Source organism: Paenibacillus sp. J31P190 (assembly GCF_059692075.1).
The window spans coordinates 138,351-160,347 of sequence record NZ_JCAUAS010000001.1; the positions used below are offsets into that span (position 1 = coordinate 138,351).

Consider the following 21,997-nt stretch of genomic DNA (forward strand, 5'->3'; position numbering starts at 1 on the left):
CCTCTTGTTCCGTTTAAATTTTTAAGTAATAATCCGATAAACCCCATCCACCAATCTAAATGGTGCTGCTGCCGCATCCATTAGAATCTCCGTATCCTGAAGAAAATCCCCTGTATGCGAGTAAGCGTCATCTCGTAACTTCTTTTTCAAATCCGCTGCGGGGGCCGATCCCCCAAACTCTTTGCGAAGCACATAAGCAATAAAATCAGTATTCGTCTCAATAAAAGACGGATTCTTTCTCTTCAGTACTATATGCCCCTTAGAGCCTAGAAGAATGAAGTTATCATCCCTTTTCAAACAATCCAAAAACAGATCTCGAGACCACCGCAAGCTTCCAGTCAACTTAGGTAGATGTTCCGTTTCGAAGCAATCACTGATCACTACAAAAGGCCTAACAGAAGCTGCATACTCTTTATTTAATCTAGCGTTCATATAAAGACGTAGTTTCTCTTTCAGTTGATCATTCCAGCCAAGTACATCCTCATGAATGTATTCCCCTTGTTGTCCACGGGTGTAGTAGAAGATCCTAGATGACTCACTAAGTGCCATCTCTAATTTCAAGTATGATGTTCCTATCTCTTCCGTTAGCCAGTGCAACATTTCTTCTCGAGATACGACTTCTTCTCGTTCCAGAAGATAGTTTTCAATCAGTGATGTAAAGGAAACTTGCTCTTCCTCCATCCCTTTCTGAACGATATGAGGCGTTCGTGGACATGAGAATTGTTCTTGGCAATACTCCCTAAGCAGACTATAAAGTAAATAGGGAGTGTTAATATGCAAGGAGAGACATTCTGACTCCATTTCATCGAATACCCTTTTTACATCAATGGAAGTATTGTATGTAAGAAGCATCACGATTTTGTTGCTAATTTGCCTAAGTGATGTGTCATCAAGATGGGCATAGAATTCAATCAATCCATAAGAACCGTGATCAACTTGAATAATCTCCGGGTCCGTAGATAAATTGATTTCCAAAGTGAACGACTTCCAGCCCTTATTCTCCACAAATTCGGAAAATAGCTGTTTCCGCGTCACATGGGTCCCCTGCTCACGGATATATTCTTTTATTAAATCACTGTTTCTAATGCTTCCTGTATCACCAAATCGTGTGATCTTCGGGAACTTAGGCACAGTAAAGTAGGTAGAGAAGTGCATTCTCAGCAAGGTGTAGAGGGCATATTCGTTCGGAATGCCCCTCTCTTTCAACTCCGATTCGAAAATCCGGTAAACCCCTCCAACCGAAATGGTTCGTTGATTTTCCAATTGCAGGGCAATTTCTTTTGCGACTTTTTCTAATATTTCCATATCAGGTAGCACGAAAGAATGATGAATATAGACGCCGCGGCCCCATAAGTAGAATTTATCCGATTGTTCATCCCTAGTTACAACGGAATAAAAATCTCGATCCTTCTGGAACGAGTGGGGAACAATCTGATTTCCTTTATCTAGGAGTTCAGCGCCATTTTTATATATTTCCACACCTTCCGGATACTGCTGCATGACGAGGGATACAAGGTCAACTTTCGAATAATTCGCCAGGATGAATTGCCCCGAGGCTGTTTGCGTAAAGTACGGCTCGACCATAAAGTGGTTAACTTCAGCGGAGATCCCTGTCTCGTTAGATCGTAAGGACAGTGTCACATTTAGCTGCGTTTCATCAAGAAGTCTTCCGGCACATTGCCTACCCAACCAACTATCAAGTTCCTTCTCGAGAGCAGCTAACTCTGCTTTGCTGTAGGTAGAGAAGACATTGCAGCCGTAGATAAGGTAAATCCCCTCATTCTCCAATGCTTCAATAATCAAATGATCACTGAAGTTGTCATTCTTGAGCACTTGGTTTAATACGAGTCCCTTTTGCTCTTCTAATCGCACTTTCAGCATAGCTATCCAGTTGTTACCGCTAAGGCCAATTTTCGAAACTGTTTTTTTGATAATCTGACGGATGCGTTCACGCGTCAATCCATACTTTTGACCACATTCTTCTAAAGTGAATCGCTTCCCATTCTGAACACTCTGGAATCTTTCCAGAAGGACTTCTAATGTCCTAGGCTCAATATCCAATTGTTGGCATATTGTATCTGATGTAATCATGTCCTCTATCGAAGTGGCGAATTGCTGAAAATAGTGGTTTTCCAGCTCATCTTGAGGTATGAGGCTGGTCCTCTCAAGTTCTAACTGCTCCTCGTGCCATTTCTCTAATTTGAGTTTCAGATGTTCAAAGAACTTGGCGACCACTCCTTTACCAACAGAGGGTATACGTGTTAACTCAACAAGATTCCCCGGTAACTGTCCATAAGTATCTAGCTTTTTAAATGCCAATCTAGAGATGAGCAACTGACAGGTTAGGAAATCCTTCACGTCCATTTTCACATCTAAGATTGTGTTAGGTAAGTCTACATATTGCTTCTCATAACTGATTCTTTTGCCCTCACTAGGATCCGTTGTAGCTATCTCTTGCTTGATGAAAAGACTAGCGTCCATTTCATCTTCAGCAACTATACGTATCAATTCGCCGAAAAACTTACGTAGATAGTTAGTACCTATCCCTTTCATCCCTTCGAATGGCTGAAGCTCTGTAGGCAGATCTCCGATTGTTTCCATGTCGTTCTTTTGTAAATACCAAACTAATTTATTGCAACCCTTAAAGGTTTCATAGTTGATAGGGAACGCTGATTTCTCCGGTGTAATAAAGACACATTCTCCAGAAAAGCAAACTTGTTTGACCGTTACTTCCGGCGTAGCACTGTTTACTTGTTCTTGTTCTGCTTCTATCTCTACTTCTTCAACTTCTTCAAGTTCTTCAAGTTCTTCAAGTTCTTCAATTACTTGTTCTTCCTCATAGAAGTAAGGTTTAAGTTTGGCGAACACTTCTTCATAATGCGTATTCATCAACCACTGCAAGGATGGAATCGGAATATAATTCAATTGCGATAGGCGATGAATGCCATAGTGGAGGAATCTTTCCGCCATATTCGCAGGCAAAAACTCACGAATTTCACCACTCAAAGGCTTGGCTGTATGTAAAGTGATTGTGTTTTCTTCATGATTTAGAGTAAGCAGCCCTGCAAGCTTTCCTATGAACCGAGATCCTAGAAACCACAGATGCGTAATGATATCGTAAAATTTCTGCTGATCTTTCGCGTAAATCGTTCTTAAATGTTCATCTGTAATTTCTTTGAAATAATGAATGCCAAAGAATCCAACTAACTCGGTCACCGGTCCAGAAGAATATTCCTCAAGCTTTGTTTGCATAAGATAAGTTGGTATTATGATTTGAGATTCTACGACTTCATTTACCGGCTTGATTTCAATAGATTCATTTTCAGTGGAGGTTTCTTTTTTACCTAACAAAAACCATCCCGGTTTTTTCTTCGTGGCTCCGCTTCCTTTGGGGGTGAATTTGAAATAGATCCCGTGTTCTTTTAACGGAAATAGAATTTTATTAAGACCCCAGCCCCCAACAATCCAAAGAGCTCCACCAACATCTCGCTTATCAATCGACTCAATTGTATTTTCCTTAAGATATTCGATTAGATTAAAATCTTCTATCTTTATTTGTTTAGGTGCTTCCACTTCAAATTGTTTCGTATTCTTAGCTTCTTGGACAATTTCTTTCACGTCCTCTAATTGCATTACAGTGCTTACAATGGAGGAACGCATGACCTCTTCTTGCATTTGACGAATCGTACTTTGAATAGAAGGCATTAGTGTATTCTCTAGCGTACTCTTCAACACTTGAGAGATTAAGGCACTTATTTCATCTTTATCGATGCTCCCTGCTCGTTCCATAATAGGAAGTCTGTATGCCGGAGCCTTAAACGCTAAATCCCCATAAACTTCAAATAGCCAAGAGGACAAATCGTAAAGAATTCTATGTGCGTTCAATGATAACTCGACAGTTCCGTATTCTGTTTCGTGGGCAGCTTTATTCCCTTGTAGTCTCAACCACTCCAAACTACTCCGGACGTCGTCGTTAATGACTTGTAGTCGAGCTAACTTATGAATTCGATCTACCTGTTTGACATCGAATACCTCGTTGATATCCTCTTGCTTCATGACGAGTTTCGCGAACTTTTCTCCAAATAGTCTTGCTTTGACAAGAACAACATGGGGATCCGCATAAACACTTCGCTCAATACTAGCCGCTAACTCAGCAAGATCTTGATATTCGGTTTGCAAAAAAGAAAATAACTCTTCTTTCGCTTTCATGTTGTCCTCACACTTCTTCTCGTTAACTTGATTACTATAAATATTACATTACTGCTTTGACAGCAATCTGTCAGAAAACATACGTTCTTATCAACAAAAAGGACACGATTGTCCTATATAAATGACACTCGTGTCTCAAATTTATATCAGACATGCTTCAATGACTGAAGAACTACTTAATTTGGATATTATTCGACAAAAATGTAAGCAACCCTCTTTTTAATGATACTAATGTAATGCCAAATTAACCCTTGTAGTTATAGATATGGCGATTTTTCGTCAACTGGACAGATTAATTAGATTTTCTCTTATAACCTTCACTTATTCCAATGTTGGCGTATACCTGTTCCAATTGATTAATACGCATACATTCAGCAGCCAAAATTGCCTCTACATAGTCCCTTGAAGCTTTCTTATATTGACTTCCAATCTGCTCCATCTCATTTGGAGTCAATTTAGGAATAGGAATATCCTGTATGTCTTTAACATTTAAAATGGGCAAAGCTGCTCCTTTTCTCAAAGAACGAATATAGGATTCTCCAATAGGACTCTCGAAGAAAGCTAAGAGAAAGTAAGGATTAACTCCAGGTAAAGGGCGAATTCCTATAAAATTCGCTGATAAATAATAAGTCTCATTTCCTGGAAGCTCGGGTACAACTGCAAATTTCATAGCGATTCCTCTGCTCGTTAACAACACGTCTCCGGCTTTTATTTCGCCTTCCTCTTCTTTGGTCGTTGCTTTCAATCCGTAGGTTTCAACCTTATCTAGATCCAAGACACCGTCTTGAACGTCTGCTAGTTGAATTACTTTGGCCTTCTTGGTGTCCGTATCCAAACTCCCTGCCGTATTTAGTCCCCTAAAGATATCTACTACCTGCCGTAAAGGCACCGTTTTTGTATTTTTTTCAAAGGCTGAGCGATCAATTTGTACTTCTCCTATGATGGATTTAGCATCTTCCATTTGGACATAAGAGCCAGGTAATAAATTGTAGTTGTTTTGTCGAATTTCGAATACATCCAAAATCCTGCTTAATTTATTATCCTCTTTGAAATAGGTGTATCGATCCATAATTTGATCAATCTCGGCAGATGAAATGATTGTTGTTCCACGTTTGCGCTCTCCGAATGAGGTGGCATCTATGATTTGCACTTTACCTTTACGCTCAGGGGTTTTATTTTTATCTAACACGAGCATGGTAATCGGAATAGCCGTTCCCATAAATATACCTGCTGGTAAGGTAATAACTGCATCGATTAGGTCATCCTCTACCAAGACTCTGCGAATTTCCCCGGTAGCTGCTCCTTGAAATAACACACTATTGGACACTGTTACAACGGCTTTACCATTTTCCTTTAATGAATCTAAGGCATGAATAACAAAACCCATTGTGGCTTCTTTTCTAATAACCCCATATTTGGTGCGGATTTCTTGATCTATTTTAAATCCTAGGGGAGGATGCGATAATACATAATTATATTTCCGTTCAGAATTTAATTCGTTGCTAAGTAAGTTAAAAACATCATTTTGCTCATAGTGAAATTCCTGTATGCCAGACATAAAACAGTATTGTTGCCCAATTCCCACAGCTTCATTATTAATGTCATTTCCATGCACATACACATTCGAAGTTGATTGTGCTGCTATTACAAGAGATCTGGCATATCCTGCTGCCATGTCGTAGACAGAAGTGTTCGGTTTCACATCCAAAATTCTCACTGCTAATTCATTGATTTCATTTGGTTCGACTAACATACCATATTTACTACGAAATTTTGCTCCTGTTTGAAAATACGTTTCTAATAATACGCTACTGTCTTCTTTAAATTCTATTTTTTCTAACAGGTACATTAGTTCTGGTAAAATGCCTCTACAGCTTTCTATGTCGAACAGCATTAAACCCTGTTGAATATCCGGCCGCTGAGCAGCTAGTTCATTTAGTGCATGCATGACTTTGTTTCCAGATCTGTCACCAGAAATCTCTGACCATGGCATGGAGAAATGAAGTGCATACTTTTCTTGAAATATGTATCCATAGCGAAGTGAAAATAAAGGAACAATCACGTTATCATATTTATCAGCCGTTAACATCGTACTTCTAAGCTTATCAGCCATTCCGAATAATGCTGCTTCCGATTTATTGGTGACCATTTTATGTTAGCTCCTTTGGATATCTTATCTGCGAATGCAGCGTTGGAAATTTACTGATCTTCTTTCGCTATGTACAAGCACAGGCTCAGCAAACATATGACGATCATATATAGGTTGAACAATCATTGGATTTTCCAGTCTATCCACCCAAGTTAAGAACTCCAATTTGGAAGAATCAAAAGTCCCTTTAATGGCCATTACCAAGTAAGCTTTTTCATCCATAATTCTTTTTTCGATATCTGTTGGGATTTCTTTAGTACCTAGCTGCATTTCAATAAGATAGCGTTTCTCTTCGGGAGCTTTAAAGGCAACAAGATCTAATACGTCGGGTGCTCCTTCATTGGTGTCAGTAAACCGCGCGGCCATCAGCGAATCAGAATCAAACCGTTTCCGAAATTGTGGGATAATTGAACCTTTCCCTTGATACAGTAAATCGCGAACTGCTCTTAAAGTGTTTTGAGGCATTACCTTCACCTTTTGGTTTTCTTGTTTCATTGAGCGAATGTTATTTTCCATTATATTTCCCTCACTTTCAAAAGTAAACGTTTTATTTTTAATTCCTTGGGATAAATATAACACTATAATTTTAAAAAGTAAAGTGTTTATTTTTTAAAAAAATTTATTAAAACTTAAACTTCTTTTTCCGATAAGCTGTGGGGAAAGACCATTCACATGCATACGGTCGTCGAGGATAAGCCGGTGTTGTTTAGCATTGACGGGAAGAAGCATCATCGGCGGTTTTTGTAACTCGGATTAGAAACGATTAAAAACCTCAGCCACCACGATGAATGCGTGAGGGATGAGGTTTTTTGTTGCATTAGTTAGAGACGATAGCCCAAGTAATGCTCATTCATGATGTAGTTCCGATGAGTAGGATCTTCGAACATGACGTTCTCAGATAGCAACTCATCCTTTTGTCGATGAGAGAGTCTAGGAATGATTCCATTCAGAATCTCTTCCACCAGATCAATATATGCAATGAGTTGGCGAATTTCGTTTTGTATGATAATCTGCGGCGCACCTAAATCCAAAAGTCTACTGGTACGATTAATTCGGTTTTCCAATCTACGAAACTCAAGCAATTTTCTCTGTTTATGTCCAGATATCTTTGTTAAAGTAGCTTTCAAATACGCCATATATTTACGTATGAAAAGCAGATGCGGCGTGTTCTGGTCGACATCGACATTACCTGCCTTTATCCCGTTTCCCATTTTTCTAGCTGCCATACGGATATAGAGTAAATGCTTAGCTTGAATGCTGGTCATTCGTTCTCCCCCTTATCATTTCGAGTATGATTATCGCCAACTCAGTGATTGTTGAGCTTCGACGATGTGATAGGCAACGATCGACTTTCTGAATGTATCTAAGTGATTATACTCATTTTCTAACCCTAGATTTCTTAGTCTTTCCCTTACTCTCCCTCTAACTTGAATTTGTAAATGGGTAAAGGATAATCCATTAGGTCTCGTTATTTCTAAAATTTCTGCCGTTTTATTCAGTTGACTGCGTTTTGCAATTGCTGTAATGATTTCGATAAAGATACAACAATAGAACCGATGCGTGTACTGTTCAGGGCTTGCTCCAACTACGTTAGAATGAGTTAAACCGGTTTGAATAAACTTAACATCATGAATACGATGTACGAGACAAGACGCTAAAGTACCGCTTTTTCGAATTCGAAAAAGCTCTGCAATCTTACTTTGTATATTCGATTCTGTCGAGATTAAGTGAATGAACTGCTCTGTACCTCCAGATGTCGAACCCTTTTACAATAATTTTATTCATATGATTACCAACTAAGTAATCTCTAACAAACGATAAACCTTCCAATGTTTGTCAATTCCACTCTTCAATTCTTTTATGGAATTCATTAAGTGTCCCTAATGCATCTAAATCATCGCTTTCACTTCGATTTAAAACCATTTGGAAAGCTTTTTCAACGATAGGGTCATAGCTCATTCTTCTCGTTTTTCCCTTCTCTGTATCAAAATGAATGTGACAGCATTTATTTCATTGCTGGCTTAATATACGTTCGAACCATTTCACTAAAATAGGCTAGCATTGTCTTATATTTGTCTTCTTTCGGAAGACCGAACCAAGTCGGTGTTTTGGGATCGGGGAAAGGTAACAACATCACGTACATATTATGATTTTGAAGATGTATCGTTGCCTGCACACCTTTATGATTCGGGAACACTTCTGAAGCCATCGTTTCAAACTTCGTCCCTGGAAAAATATGAGTTAATAGTTTCATTTTCGTAGGAACAGCACCAAATCCAATCATGACTGGAATTTTGAATGTTAGTAATAACTCTTGCAGAATCGCTGCTCTATGCTTCGCGTCATCTGAATAACAAGTAAATTCATCCTGAATAACTTGCGTACGATTTGGGTTACCGAAAGCTCGATCATATTTTTTCCAATCTATCCCAGCATATTCTTCGGGTGAATCCTCCTCCGTAACGCGAGGTAAAGGACGCCAATCCGTTAATGCTGTTTGTATGCCACATTCTCGTTTCTGAAATAGATGTTCTAAGATAAAATTGTCGATTTCGTTCTTGGCATCTCTGTTATCCGCTGGTTGAAACCAGTGCGTTGGGTCTACCTGTGGGTTCTCCAGATCCAAACAAATTCTAGCCGCCATGGGCAAGAAAAAGCCTTCCTTAAAAGGTTTTCTTTGCTCTTCACTTACACGACCTTGTGCATACAAATAGGCGTGTACTTTATCTCCACCTAGAGCTCCACTAGGTTCCCAATATCCAGCCTCTTTATGGGGTGACTTTAATGAAGATCGTAGATGTCCATTTTCGTCATACTGACCAAACTTTTCAATACGCGAAATGAGATTCGCTTCGAGTTCATTTCCTCCGACCCCTTCCTCATTTCCGAAAAAGAGTATCTTAGCTTCAGGGAAATTTCCGCATCCAAAATAATTAATCAGTACTTTGTAATCTTCTTTAGTTAAGACCCACTTCTGTGTTTGATTCATACGGATTCCCCTTTTTTTGTCAAATCACCTATTACAACCCTACATACCTCTCATACCCCACAAAATAAAGCCCTGCTTCCTTTACCCTATGCCCAAATGTCTGCTCCCACTCCCGTGCATAGGTCATCACCTGCGGCCGATAGAAGCGAACAAAAGCTTCTTCCTTCCCCACCTCGAACTGGTCCGTCTTGAAGTCAACGATCACCCAACCGTCCTCTTCTTCAAACAAGAAGTCGATGACACCTTCGACATAGACAGTACGTACAGTGTCTGGCAATGTCCATTCTTCGATACAAACAGCAACTTCAGGGTCAGACACAGCCTCGACAGCGATCTCCTCTGAATTCTTTTTAAACAAAAGCCTGACCTCATGCAGGCGTGTTCTCGCTCGAAGCGCTCGCTGCCATAGATCGCTGTTCGTGAAAGCAACCACGGCAAGAACAGCATCCACTACCAAATCACCCTTCACCTTGAGCTGACCTGCCAGCATTTCCATATAGGCTAGAAGCTGCTCACCTTCCATGCCTTTACCGACAGCTTCGATACCCATATGCACGAGACTGCCATAAGCCATGCCGCGTCCTTCCGACGACCACTCGGGTACTTCTCCCGAACTCTTAGTCAGACCAGTGACAGATGCACGTGAGTAGGAAGACTGCCCCATTCGCACCACTTTCGCAGCTCGGTCTGACATGAATGCAGCCACATCCAACTGCCCTCTATATTCTGCTCGTTCCTCCGCCACAAAAGCAGGGACTTCAAGCTCTGGAACCATTTCCATGCCCAGCAGGAGCGGACTCCACGGACATTTCGCTGGCTGCTCCGGATACTGGCTGATAACCAGCATTTGCTTCGCGCGCGTAGCCGCCACATACAGCAAACGATCCCTTTCAGCGTTCATAAATTCTCGCTCTCTGAGGTTCATCGTCTCCCAACCAACCGGTTGAGCCAAGACCACTTTGACGAAATCATACTTTTGCTGCGAGATGGTAAAATAGCCAACAGCTGGGTCGACGGTCCGGTCGACATATTCGGTTGCATCGTGATCCGATTCGCCACAAGGGCATGCGAGGAATACCACAGGCGCTTCCAACCCTTTGGCCTTATGCAGGTTCATAATACGCACAGACTGATTCCGCCCCGCATACAAACTTGAGGTTTCTACACCTCTACCTTGGCACCACTCCGCGAGTGTCTCTGCCAAAGCGCCCCATCCCGCAGCGCTGTTGATTTCATCTTGTAACTGCTGCAAAAGCTTAATTAGTGTTCCCGCGCGTGTCGATCCCGCTTCTTTCTGTGAGGCATGAACAAGTAGGCCCATATCCTCCATAATACGAGTTACCGCCGTTACTGCCGGCAGCTTACGAGTCCATGCATAGTAGGTGCGTAGCTTCTCCAGCACAGCGTATACCGGCATCGCTTCTCGCATTTCTACGCCTTCATCGGGTATAGCCAGATAGTGGAATGGATGCCCCGCCTTTTTATAATCATAAAGCTCCTGATCACTTATGCCGAATAACTCGCCTCGCAGCACGGAAAGGAGTGCAATTTTATTCGAAGGATCTGCTAGGCTGGCAGACAGTTGCGACAAACTGAACATTTCCGGGTAAATAGCTGCGCTGCCAGCCGTATCTGCCGGAATTCCGCAACGATCCAGTGCTTCCGCATACAGACTGATAAATTCTCTCGTTTTTAGCAAAATAAGAAAATCACTCGGTACAGCTCTCCGCACCTGATAATCACCATTCACATCTCGCTCCTGGATGTTCAACCCGTTCTTACCACAAGCCCAAGCGATATAAACAGATACTCTTCCAGCATCTTCGTTTGCAACGGCTGCCTTGCCTCCTGCCATTTTCGGATAGGTCAAGGTATGAATGCCATGTGTTGCCTTTTTCTTAGCCGTAGGATTCGGAGACCGCGTCTGCATCTGCACGAAGGCAGCCTGCTCCTCGCTCGCTTCCTTCGGAAATTTCGACTCAAACTGATAGTTCACGTAGTCACCAATCGCCTGCACAGATCGGAAATTGGCATGAAGCTGCAGCACATCGCCAGACTCTGCTATTCTACGTTTTACTTCGTTATAGATGGAAATATCCGCACGGCGGAAACGATAGATCGATTGTTTGGGATCACCTACAATAAATAAGGAGCCTGGACGCGGTTGTAGCTTGCGCCAATCTTTTTCCCCTTCACGCTCCCCGGTTCCAGTCAAAAGAAACATCATCTCCGCTTGAATCGGATCCGTATCTTGGAATTCATCCACGAGCAGCCGCTGGAATCTATTTGCAAAATAACCTCTCACAGCTGAGGATTCCCGCAGCATTGATGTCGCCTTCTCGAGTAAATCTTGAAAACTGACTACCCCCGACTCCGTTCTTCTCTGCTGGGCATAGTCAACCGCTGGCATGACAAAACGAATGAACTTCGGATACAAGTATTCTCGCCAAGATCTCAGGAAGGGGAAGAGAACGGTTATCTGCCAGTCTTGAAATCGATCCCGCATTTCCTTGGCCATTGCCTTCTCTGTCCAGCGATTTTGCGTGACGTCCAGCTTCTTATCGAATTCCATAGCCATCGAGAGTACATGAAAGTCGTTTTCCCAGCTCCAATTTCGCTCTTTTTGCTTAATTAAGCGCAGGACTTTTTGTAGAGCATCCCAACCTCTCTCCGGCTCATAGGTCGGCATATAGCGCCACGCCTCTGTCATCAAGCGAGGCAAAGACAAACGAATCAAATCGAAATCAGGACGCGGTACTTCAGGCGCATATACCCGCACATCACTAAACAAGGAAACGCGATCATACACAGCTTTCAGTGTGTTCACGTTGATACCATACCGCTGAAGCTCCTCCAACTCGTTTACCCGACCAAGCTCTTCAAGCTGCAGTAAATAATCGTCCCAACAACGGCTTTGGAATTCCTCCCCCTCTATTTCGTCTAACTCTCTAAAGGCTGGATCCAACCCCGCCTCTACGGGACGCTCACGAAGCAACATGCCACAGAATGCATGAATGGTACCTATGAAATTCTGATCTAGCCCTTCCATCGCGGCAGCATAACGCTGCTTTTCCTCAGCATCTTTCGCGCTGCTCAGCGACTTTTCCATTGCCAAACGAAAACGCTCCCGGAGCTCATCTGCCGCTTTATTCGTAAAGGTGATCGCCGCTATTCGATCTACCTGTGCGTTCCCTGTTCGAATCAGAGACACCATTCGGCCTACGAGACTCGTTGTTTTACCAGAACCCGCTCCCGCTTCAACTAATAAGTTGGACTCAAGATCAACTACGATACGGTTTCTAGCTTCCCAATCGCTAGGTCTAGTCAATGGCTTCCACCTCCAAGAGCTCTTTCAGCCTCACTGCATTGTCGGGATCTTTCTTTTTATCTCCCATAAAGGATGCATGATTCACACAAACTGTCGCATAATCGCAATAACGGCAACGCTTCGTATCCTCTGTCGGTATGTACACACCCTGTTCCATGGAGGTCAGCAAATTTCTCACAACTCCAGTCAGCACCTCACGCTTATCTTGCAAACGCACCACTTCCCGACCAACACCTCTAGCCGTCGGAAAATAGTAAGCTGACTCCGTAACCTGTGCATCCTTATCTCTCCCCGTTTCCTTCAACCACTGCTCCGCGGCTAACGCATACAGCGCATGTTGAAGCTGCGTTCCGCCTGCCAAATATGCATTGTCGCGATATTTACCTGGGCTCCCCGTCTTATAGTCTATGATCCGGTAGGAATGCGGCCCAATTTGATCTATACGGTCAATAAATCCTTTTAACGTAAGGAAGGAACCATCAGTCAGCTTTAGCTGCATGGGTTCTCCATCAATTGTAAGTTCTTGCTCGAAATAGAGAGGACGTGTCGTCTTTGTTAGTTCTTCGTTATAGAACCATTCCACATCCTGACGAATCTCGTTAGACTCTTTTTGCAGGATATGCTGACTCGGTGCGGGAACTATTCGCTGGTAATCCGCCAATTGCTCTTCTGTTATGGACTGCATAATACGTCTGTCATGATTCGCTGGCAGTGAGCCACCCGACGTAATTTGTTTTAAATACTCGTAGAAAATACGATGTAATAAGTTCCCGCGATCCATGGGTTCCAACCAACGTGTTCGGTCATAGGAAGCTTCATCTTTGGACCATATCCCTAGTACATAACCAAAGTAGAATCTCATTGGGCATTCGGCATACCGTTCCAACTGACTTGCACTAAATGCTCGTTGACCCATTTCTGTGACTAACGTGTCAGATTGAATGTAGCCATCATACGCGCTGATCGCGTTCGAAACGCGATTCATCACAGCTTGACTACCTCTGCTCATATGAGGATATTCAGCATTCAACATGTCTCGTCCGTTACGCATCCGATTAGACCCATCCATCAACGCTGCAGTCCACAAATCCGAACTATCTACATGCAGGATGTTCTCCTCATTGAGTGACTTATGGGATAAATAACTGACTGGCATGCCGAGTGCTTCTCCCATAACGCTGTAATCTGCATCAGACATTTGATGCTTGATTCGGAAGATCTGCAGAAACTCAAAAGCAGGACTCGCTTGCTTTCCTTCTGCTACCTGATAAGAAGAGTAGCTCAAAGTTACAAGCCCAGTTAGGCTCCCGAGCCTTTTATGTTGATTTATTTTCACAAGTCTTCCATTTACCGATGCCAACGCAAGATGAGCACTAATATTTTGCCTTTCTTCATCTAAAAGAACCGGATCCTGACGAGAAGCCACAGACCAGTTATGTTCATCCATGCCAACCATATACGTGAATGACCTTCCCGTTAAGCCACCACCCGAAAGCGATGAAATGTGGATAGCACCAGGGGAAGGTGTTGAAGTGGCACTCACACGAATTCCTGAAATGAGCTGTGAAACATATTGTAGCGCAACGTCTTTCTTCATCAGGTTGGGCAAAATCGCATCCACAGAAGATAGTGAGGCTACCAGCTCATCCATTTCTTTTACAATAACAGCATCATCTTCGTTCTGAATCGTACCGTACTTCGTGACAATCTGCTGTAACCATCTCATGATAAAAGCTGGACTCCATGCATTTTCACTCGGCCAATTTGCAAATATCCCTTGAAATACCTTTCGAAGATTCACCAGCAGAGGCTTCTCTTCAGTAGCTCCCTCTTCTTCAATCGATTCGAGCAAATCTAAATACCTCTCTTTGCCCCAACCTATATGGAGATTCTCTAATGTACGGATCCACTCCGATGATCGAATGCTATCATCCATATTCCGAAACGATAATCCTCCATCCCGCAGCAAAGCAATGAAATCCGTAATGGGAAAATCATTTTCGAGCCAATGAACCAACTTTAGTAAGGTACAGCCCATTCGAGCGTATTGAAGCGGCAACCCGCCCCCATACGTACAAGAAATATCCAACTCAGAGCTCAGAGTATGAATCGCACTCGCGTATGCCTCATAGTTCGATGCAATAACTTCGACCTGATCAAGTGGATTTTCATTGAATAATACCCTTCGCATCACTTCGCGAACCTCAGCTAGTGTACCCGTTGCATGGAACAGCTGTGCCTTATCTGCAGGGAAATCAGATTCAGATGCTGTAAACGGTAAGCCAAACATCGGCTTCACTAAGCTTTCTCCAGCTATCGTCTGCAGGATCGTCTGCTGTACTTTGGTAAGCAAGCTATTCTCAGGCATGATAAAGATCGTGCCATCCTTTTCAGCATCTACTAGCTGGGTTACTAGCATATGATCTACGAAATGATGCGCCTGTAGCATCTTCTCGTATCGTAGAAGGACTTCCCTCAAATACGTCCCCTTACGGTGGTCAATGAAATAAGACAGTTCTAAGTCTTTGGCCTGAACAAAGGCTTGCCGTAAATCTTCAATGGAACGATGAAAACAGGAGACCATGCCTGGCGTGATCATCGCCTCCGTTAGGTAGGGATCCTCACCCTTGGTTAGTTCCATCATGATTTGCTGAATAATCCAAAACGACTGCTGGGGCCGAATAACTGTTTTCTTTAGCTGAAAAATCTTAAGTGCAGCCTGTTTCAACGCCAGACTTTCTATCGTTTGTACTTCAACATTCAAAACGTGGCCGTAGGCACGACAGACTTGATGCAACCACATCTGTCCGTCAGCGAAACGTGGCGCAATAAGTACCTTTTTAGTTAACGGAAATGTCCGGAAGCTCTCATGTAAGTTACTAATAAAAGCTGATACCATGCTATTTCGCTCCTTTTTACTCGTATAAGGTTCTCCATTGATCTAGCTTCTGCCTCATGACATCCCGATACACTTTAGGCTCTAGAATTTCCGCTTCCGGACCATATTGACTTAACCAGTTCATAAATTCACGTTCATGATTCACCGTCACTTCAAAGAGTAGACTTCCATCCTTCTGAGGCGTCAATTTCGGCTTCACAAAAAGCTCTTCTTCCTTCACATAGCGAGCGATGTTCGCATGGAATTTTACTTTAAAACGAATCTGGTCTGCGCCTCGCTCAATGGACCATGTGTTCTTCATATAGGTTTTCAAATTAAAATCACCTTTATCGAAGGTTTCACTTAGCAGCATAACATCCCGAAACCGACTGATTCGGAAAGTTCGGATATCCCCTGCAGAATGACAATAACCAATTAAGTAAAACCGATGGTCTCGAGGTACTAAATAATAAGGATCAATGTCTCTCTGAGACTCCTCATTGCGGCTTTGTGTGTAATACACAGTTCGTATCGTTTGCTGAGATAACCTGGCTTGAATAATATCGTATAGGAACGAAGCACTTCCGTCTTCCTCGCGATAGGCGGGGGTACCCATTTGGATAACATCCGTCACATGCTGTAAAATATCGGCTCGCTTCGATTTCTCTTTCTTGTGAACACCCATGACCTTTTCCAAGGCAGAATCAAAACCTTCCGGTAATAATGACTTCATTTGTTCCATTACAGAGGGTAACATCGAGAATGACAAAGCTTCCTGCTCCGTCCAATCTAGCGGGTACATGGAGAAATTACTAATAAATGCATAACCTTTCCCATGCCCGTGATTTGAAATAGGGATATTCATCGCATGTAGCGCCAAGATATCACGATATATGGTTCTTTCTGTTGTTTCACAGCGATCCGCTAGCTCCCTTGCCAATATGCCAGGTTTGGATTGTATCAAATTAATCATTCGCATTAGCCGAATTAATCGTTCTTTCACGTCGTTTACTCTCCCTTTTAGTTCTTTATACCCAAACTACTAGATATAGTAAATTCGACCTACGGTTAGGAGAGTCCTGCCTATTTCTTTCTTTTCATTTGCCTGTACTTCTGTTCATGAAGTGTCTTTCTTGTTTTACTTGAAAAAGTGAAATTTTCTAGCTGGCTGTACAACATTTGTGCTTCCTCACGTAACTCTGCATCCTCCGATTTAACAGCAGCCACCAACATCTCATCAGCTTGCTGCTGAAGAAGCATGATCCCCGTTTCCTCATCACCTCTATCAAAAGCAGTAATTGCGTGCTCAATAACAATCGCAGATTCGGTAATTTTCACTTGTTTCTCTACATGAGGGTTCGAAGAATTTGCAATTAAATTGAGGTCATTCGTGAAATGGGATTCCACCGTATGCTGAAGGGTAACTATCTTAGCCCCCTCAGTCACATCAACAAAGTCCCATTGCAGATCAACAATTTTATGAATCCCAGCAGTGTGCGGAAAGAAAGCAAATTCAATTAAGATGGACTTCACTTCTTGATCAAATACATCCCCTAATGACAACTTCAATCCCTCTTTAACATCCTGGGCTTTGTAACCGAATATGTTGGTGATTTGAGTTGTACCTGATGGTCGTATGGTTAACTGTACATTTTGTGCCACGACAGAGGATAGACCGTCTAGTTCTTTTGAGAAAATCCCAGGTATATCTTCCGGGTGCTCAATAAAATAAAAGTTGCCACCACCTTGGTCAGCAATGCCCTCCAAGAGCTCTTCATCAAAGCCATCCCCGACACCCATCGTGGTGACTCCGACTCCCATGCTATGGAATTCCTTCGCAATGGATTGCAGCATAGCAGGATCCGTGATGCCGGCATTTGCATGTCCGTCTGACAATAAGAGAACTCTGTTTACGCTGCCGTCAACTTTCCCCTGCACCACATATTGAATGCCTTGCAGCAGTCCCCCACTTAAATTAGTCGAGCCTCCCGTTCGGATGTTATTTATCCTCTGTTTCAATAAATCCTTATGCGTCACAGGCTGAGGAGTAAATATTGTATCGACTTCATTATCAAATGCCACAATACTGAGTTGATCAACCTGACTCATTTGATCTACAACGAACTGACAAGCCTTCTTACTAAATTCAAGCGGCGGCCCTGACATGGATCCACTGCGATCCATGACTAGAGATACATTCATCGGTGCCCGCTCCGATTGAATACCAGCACTCCCTTTCATTTCGAGTAGCAAGAATGCTTTCTCTGTTCCTCCCGTTGGCCAATACTCCTTATTCCATGCATGGGTCGTTTGGATAGGTGAACTCATGTGCAACAATCCTCTCTCATCTGATCTCTTGATATGAATGTAGCATAGGCTTTGGTCAACATGATGTCAGAGAATGTTCGTTCGTATAAAAAAGACTTGGACCGAAAAAGTCACACGTCTCCTTGTTACGATAGTACCCCGTATTCATTCTACCTTTTAGCAATTGCAGCTCGTTAAATATTTCATCCCTTGGTCTTGCCAAAGCCAATAATTGTGATAAGTATCACCTCAACAATCCCTCCCGCTTAAAGAAAGACACATCAAAATGGAATTGGAATTACTTTCGATTATCAGACCTCACCCTTCCCTCTACCATTTTCAGGTAGTATCCTTATAAATAGTGCAGGAAGAAAAAAGAATTAGTCGAAATAGATTAGGACACATGTCATTTGCTAAGAATGCCTGAAGGAGAAGGATTATGACGAAAATACAGAAAATTCATTTTATTAAAAATATAATCTCATCATGTACTGACTGCTCTTTTCCTTTAAATGCCTACAAGCTAGATGCGACTTACCGAAATATAGATAACAGCAAAATTACCGCAAACCTTTTGACTGATGTGTTGTTTTGCGAAAGGTGTGCTCGGGGTTATCTTTTGGAAGCTTTCAGGATAACAACAGACCAGCATGGGAAACTATGGATTGCTCTTGAGCCTGCTGCACCTGTTAAGGATATTAAGTCCAAATCCCCTGCTGCTGTGCCTGCCCCGAAAATCCCAAATGATAACCGGATTGTGGTAAGAGAGATTCAACACATTCTTACTAAAGGTGCTGAATGCACAACTTGCAAAAGAGGACTATCAAAGAAAAAAATCATACTCATGATCAAAACCAACAATATTCAAAGGGAATTGGAAGAAAGAACACGAGCATTATTTTGTTCTGCATGCTCCAAATGGTTTCTTACGAAAGATACATACACAACGATCCAAAACAAATATAAAACTTATATAATCCCGGTCAAAACAACAATATCAATAACAGGTGCGAATCAACCGAAGCTGACCAATTCACAGAAACAGTTACCCAAATCGAAGATGATCGAAAGGGATATTAAAGCGGATACCAAAAGATCAACGGTCAGACAGAATCCTGTCAATTCAAGTTTTGATAGAACCGGACGCTTCATACATAGTGATGCTACTAAACGGTGGAAGGATTACAACAGCGATTAATTTGGGTGGTGATACGGTATGTTTTTCGGAGTTTCAGAGGAAGAGTTTTATAAACAATACCACGCATTGCAAAAGAAGTATGACGAAACCAGGGAAGAAGATGATCTTGCCGCTCTCATTCGATGGACAGATCAGCAGGTCGAATATGAGAAACGTTTTATGCATCTGAGGGAGAATGCCTTTCATAAATTGACCTTACTGGAACGTGTGGCAGAGTTGAGGCCCTTGCAGTTGTATCGAAAGGCGGTGCTGTTGTATGCGCTTCGCAGGAAGTCCGAGGCGTATCCAATGTTTATGAATCTGATTCGTTCGGAGGATCAGGAGGATTATATTCGGGATCGTTCTTGCGGTTACATTTTGGCTTACTTTCAGGATTTCATTAGAAGCAAAGAAGTCCAACCGCTGTTTGAACGCTTAAATGCCAGCACCGATCCGACTGCCAAACAGCTTCAGGAACAAGTGGATCTTACTGCAATTTATGAAGACGAATTTGCCGATGAGGATGCTGATAGCGACGCGGCTGAATTGATCGCTTATACTTCCGAAAGAAGACACAGTCAATCACTTCTTAGCGGCCGGCAAGAACTGCTTTGGAGACAGAGGCAAAGGCCGGAGCAATATGACATTTTTATTGACTTCGTGCAGGAACAATATTTCGTATTTGGAAAACTGACAGTTTTGAAACGAGTTGACGCCAACGTACTGGCAATGATGATACTGAAAGGCTCGGAATGCAGCATCGCAAATATATATTTAGCAAGATATGGGGAGAAATTCCCCCAGGGAGAGCGTGCACCCCGAAATCGGATCGATAAATACATCGGCAGGTTGCGCAAATTGCTCTCGGCCAAAGTTCTATCCTTTGTACGGTATTCCCTGGCACCTGGTACGACGTATTGCCTACTCTATCCTGAAAGCTTGGAGCATGACTTGGATCTTCAATGGAAAGAGTCAGATCGTGTCAGATGACCCTTGGTATCCTGATAGTGTTGATTCGCTATCAAATACTGAGGAGGAAATGACAATGGCACATAAGAGAAAAGTCTTTGTTTACGGTACGTTAAAAAGGGGCCAAGGCAACCATCAACTGATCGAGCATTACATTGCAAGTGTAACCCCAGCGGCGGTGCGCGGGTGGCTTTATAACCTGGGTCCATTCCCTGCAGTTGTAGAAGGTAGCGGTTGGGTATACGGAGAGCTTGTGGAATTTCTTCCGGAATTGGTAGAGGATGCGTTCCAGTCAATGGACCAATTGGAGGGAGTAATTCATGCGAGGCCCACGTCTGGTTTGTATGAACGGATCACTACAATGGCGGTTACCATGGATGGTGAATCTGTCTCGTGTGAAATGTACCGGTTTCCGAATGGGCGAAAAGAAGAACTGTCGCTAGACGAGTTATTACCTGCTGGCCTATGGCCACAGGGCTCCGGTCAAGATCGAGTGCCTTACGTTGCATATGGTAGCTGCATGAGTGAGGCTTCCTTAGCCAATACGGTAGCAGGGTATCAGATGGTTGGCCGGGTGGAGATTCCGGGCTATCGTGTTGCCTTCACCCGATATTCCAATAGTCGGTCTGGTGGTGTAGCCGATTTGATCCCAGCGATTCGTGAAGTTGCTGAGGGGATTCTTTACTTAATTCCTCAGGATCAGATGGAAACGCTTGACCAGAGGGAGGGTGCGCCATTATGTTATCGGCGAATTCCCGTCCCCATTGTGTGCGATGGATTGTTCTTCCCAGCGATCACCTATGAGGTGACCAACAAGTTGGCACAGGAGGTCCCGCCGCATCGCGATTATGCGGATATCATTATGGAAGGCGCAAAGGCGCTATCGCTCAAGTACGCTGAGACCTTACAGAAGCGCATAGAGGAGTTGCAGAATACCACAGCGGTTACTTCCTCTTTGAAAGGGGGGATGTAACATGGGAGCTATTACTGCTCAAATCCTTATTGGACAAAGCCATCCGTATGAAGGAGGTCTCGTTAATCTAGAAGGTACGTTGTTACTATCTGAGAATGGAGTAGCTCGATGGTCGTTGATTCCCTGGGGGCACGCGGAACATTTCTCATGTCATAGTTGGATTCCTGACCCGGAAACGATGTTCGAAGACGGTCTACTGCTTCTAGGTTTACATGTATGGAAGGATGAAATGCTGCTGCGATTTGCAGATAAGGCGTTTCAAAAGCCCCTTAACCAAGTAGAAATGTTGATTGATAATGTGATTTCCGACCAGGATCGGTATCAGCTACACGAGAGGTGCCGCTCTATTCTCCAGGGCAGGAAACTCGTGATTACTGTTCTGGAAGGTTCAAGTATTAAGCGGCAATTGGATGTATTATTCCAGTATCCCTTTGAGGTAGAGGTTTGCGTACCGACTTACAACCGCACTTGGAATGTTTGGACACAAACGATGGTTTCTGCTGGTACATTAGATGAATAAACTTACGAAGCCTCGCCTACCCGACGAGGGCTTCTTTACATTTACGCAAGTAATCGAAACTTTTACCCTCGATTTGAAGATCGGACAAAAACTAGCCCCTTCAAGAGGATTTCACAAGTAAAGCGAATGTATGTTTCTATAAATATAATGAGCCTGATATCATTCATAATAAACCTGCGATGGATTATAGTGAACGATATCAGGCACTCAAGTGAATTAACAATATATTATTTTTTTGCAGAATCATTAACCTGCTCTCTTGCCAGCATAAGGTCTTTTCCTGTTTTTTTATATTTGTCGATTAGATATTTATAGCAAGCGGTTTTTGACTTTCGATCGCTATGATTAACGATAATTTTAATATTCACGTGTCATCCCCCTAGTTGCAGATTCAACTCGTTTGTAATTTTGCAATTTTCTTTTGGGAATACGGACGGCTCTTTCCCATGAATTTTATTAAGTATACCACCAATGAGTCAGCTATTAACTATTAAATAT

General features: G+C 42.8%; 13 protein-coding genes and 1 pseudogene. 4 read left to right on the forward strand and 10 right to left on the reverse strand.

Annotated features, from left to right (window positions below):
- Nucleotides 1-21 precede the first annotated feature (21 nt).
- From AC58U0_RS00580 to AC58U0_RS00620, 9 genes and pseudogenes are all read right to left on the reverse strand, one after another.
- Nucleotides 22-4,209 (reverse strand): sigma factor-like helix-turn-helix DNA-binding protein, encoded by a 4,188-nt coding sequence (locus AC58U0_RS00580; RefSeq protein WP_497377078.1) that lies wholly within the window; start codon nucleotides 4,207-4,209, stop codon nucleotides 22-24.
- Nucleotides 4,210-4,501: 292 nt separating this feature from the next.
- Nucleotides 4,502-6,358: an N-6 DNA methylase gene (locus AC58U0_RS00585; RefSeq protein WP_497377079.1), complete on the reverse strand. Its 1,857-nt coding sequence runs from the start codon at nucleotides 6,356-6,358 to the stop codon at nucleotides 4,502-4,504.
- Between the two features lie 24 nt (nucleotides 6,359-6,382).
- Nucleotides 6,383-6,874, reverse strand: coding sequence for a hypothetical protein (locus AC58U0_RS00590; protein WP_497377080.1), 492 nt, complete (start codon nucleotides 6,872-6,874; stop codon nucleotides 6,383-6,385).
- Between the two features lie 449 nt (nucleotides 6,875-7,323).
- A pseudogene (locus tag AC58U0_RS00595) lies at nucleotides 7,324-7,431 on the reverse strand (hypothetical protein); the annotation flags it as partial.
- 932 nt (nucleotides 7,432-8,363) lie between these two features.
- Nucleotides 8,364-9,347 (reverse strand): hypothetical protein, encoded by a 984-nt coding sequence (locus AC58U0_RS00600; protein WP_497377081.1) that lies wholly within the window; start codon nucleotides 9,345-9,347, stop codon nucleotides 8,364-8,366.
- Nucleotides 9,348-9,378: 31 nt separating this feature from the next.
- Entirely contained in the window at nucleotides 9,379-12,675 is a 3,297-nt protein-coding gene (locus AC58U0_RS00605) for a UvrD-helicase domain-containing protein (RefSeq protein ID WP_497377082.1), read from the reverse strand.
- Nucleotides 12,668-15,574 (reverse strand): PD-(D/E)XK nuclease family protein, encoded by a 2,907-nt coding sequence (locus tag AC58U0_RS00610; protein ID WP_497377083.1) that lies wholly within the window; start codon nucleotides 15,572-15,574, stop codon nucleotides 12,668-12,670. Before AC58U0_RS00610 ends, AC58U0_RS00605 begins: the two co-directional genes overlap by 8 nt.
- Before the next feature lie 16 nt (nucleotides 15,575-15,590).
- Nucleotides 15,591-16,556 (reverse strand): helix-turn-helix transcriptional regulator, encoded by a 966-nt coding sequence (locus AC58U0_RS00615; RefSeq protein WP_497377084.1) that lies wholly within the window; start codon nucleotides 16,554-16,556, stop codon nucleotides 15,591-15,593.
- Between the two features lie 80 nt (nucleotides 16,557-16,636).
- Entirely contained in the window at nucleotides 16,637-17,881 is a 1,245-nt protein-coding gene (locus AC58U0_RS00620) for a vWA domain-containing protein (protein WP_497377085.1), read from the reverse strand.
- 418 nt (nucleotides 17,882-18,299) lie between these two features.
- Between AC58U0_RS00620 and AC58U0_RS00625 the strand changes: the two genes are divergently transcribed.
- The 4 genes from AC58U0_RS00625 to AC58U0_RS00640 are packed head-to-tail and all read left to right on the forward strand — an operon-like array spanning nucleotide 18,300 to nucleotide 21,499.
- Complete coding sequence (locus AC58U0_RS00625) at nucleotides 18,300-19,058, forward strand: hypothetical protein (RefSeq protein ID WP_497377086.1); 759 nt, start codon at nucleotides 18,300-18,302, stop codon at nucleotides 19,056-19,058.
- An 18-nt stretch (nucleotides 19,059-19,076) separates the two neighbouring features.
- Nucleotides 19,077-20,027: a hypothetical protein gene (locus AC58U0_RS00630; protein ID WP_497377087.1), complete on the forward strand. Its 951-nt coding sequence runs from the start codon at nucleotides 19,077-19,079 to the stop codon at nucleotides 20,025-20,027.
- 55 nt (nucleotides 20,028-20,082) lie between these two features.
- Entirely contained in the window at nucleotides 20,083-20,979 is an 897-nt protein-coding gene (locus AC58U0_RS00635) for a gamma-glutamylcyclotransferase family protein (RefSeq protein ID WP_497377088.1), read from the forward strand.
- A 1-nt stretch (nucleotide 20,980) separates the two neighbouring features.
- Nucleotides 20,981-21,499: a hypothetical protein gene (locus AC58U0_RS00640; RefSeq protein WP_497377089.1), complete on the forward strand. Its 519-nt coding sequence runs from the start codon at nucleotides 20,981-20,983 to the stop codon at nucleotides 21,497-21,499.
- Between the two features lie 227 nt (nucleotides 21,500-21,726).
- Here AC58U0_RS00640 and AC58U0_RS00645 read toward each other — a convergent pair whose 3' ends face one another.
- Nucleotides 21,727-21,867 carry a hypothetical protein gene (locus AC58U0_RS00645; RefSeq protein WP_497377090.1) on the reverse strand — a complete coding sequence of 47 codons (141 nt, stop codon included), beginning with the start codon at nucleotides 21,865-21,867 and terminating at the stop codon, nucleotides 21,727-21,729.
- Nucleotides 21,868-21,997: the final 130 nt, after the last annotated feature.

Excerpts from the sequence above, each read along its gene's own strand:
- AC58U0_RS00580 (WP_497377078.1), bottom strand. The coding sequence starts at position 4,209 with ATGAAAGCGAAAGAAGAGTTATTTTCTTTTTTGCAAACCGAATATCAA.
- AC58U0_RS00585 (WP_497377079.1), bottom strand. The coding sequence starts at position 6,358 with ATGGTCACCAATAAATCGGAAGCAGCATTATTCGGAATGGCTGATAAG.
- AC58U0_RS00590 (WP_497377080.1), bottom strand. The coding sequence starts at position 6,874 with ATGGAAAATAACATTCGCTCAATGAAACAAGAAAACCAAAAGGTGAAG.
- AC58U0_RS00600 (WP_497377081.1), bottom strand. The coding sequence starts at position 9,347 with ATGAATCAAACACAGAAGTGGGTCTTAACTAAAGAAGATTACAAAGTA.
- AC58U0_RS00610 (WP_497377083.1), bottom strand. The coding sequence starts at position 15,574 with ATGGTATCAGCTTTTATTAGTAACTTACATGAGAGCTTCCGGACATTT.
- AC58U0_RS00620 (WP_497377085.1), bottom strand. The coding sequence starts at position 17,881 with ATGAGTTCACCTATCCAAACGACCCATGCATGGAATAAGGAGTATTGG.
- AC58U0_RS00625 (WP_497377086.1), top strand. The coding sequence starts at position 18,300 with ATGACGAAAATACAGAAAATTCATTTTATTAAAAATATAATCTCATCA.
- AC58U0_RS00630 (WP_497377087.1), top strand. The coding sequence starts at position 19,077 with ATGTTTTTCGGAGTTTCAGAGGAAGAGTTTTATAAACAATACCACGCA.
- AC58U0_RS00635 (WP_497377088.1), top strand. The coding sequence starts at position 20,083 with ATGGCACATAAGAGAAAAGTCTTTGTTTACGGTACGTTAAAAAGGGGC.
- AC58U0_RS00640 (WP_497377089.1), top strand. The coding sequence starts at position 20,981 with ATGGGAGCTATTACTGCTCAAATCCTTATTGGACAAAGCCATCCGTAT.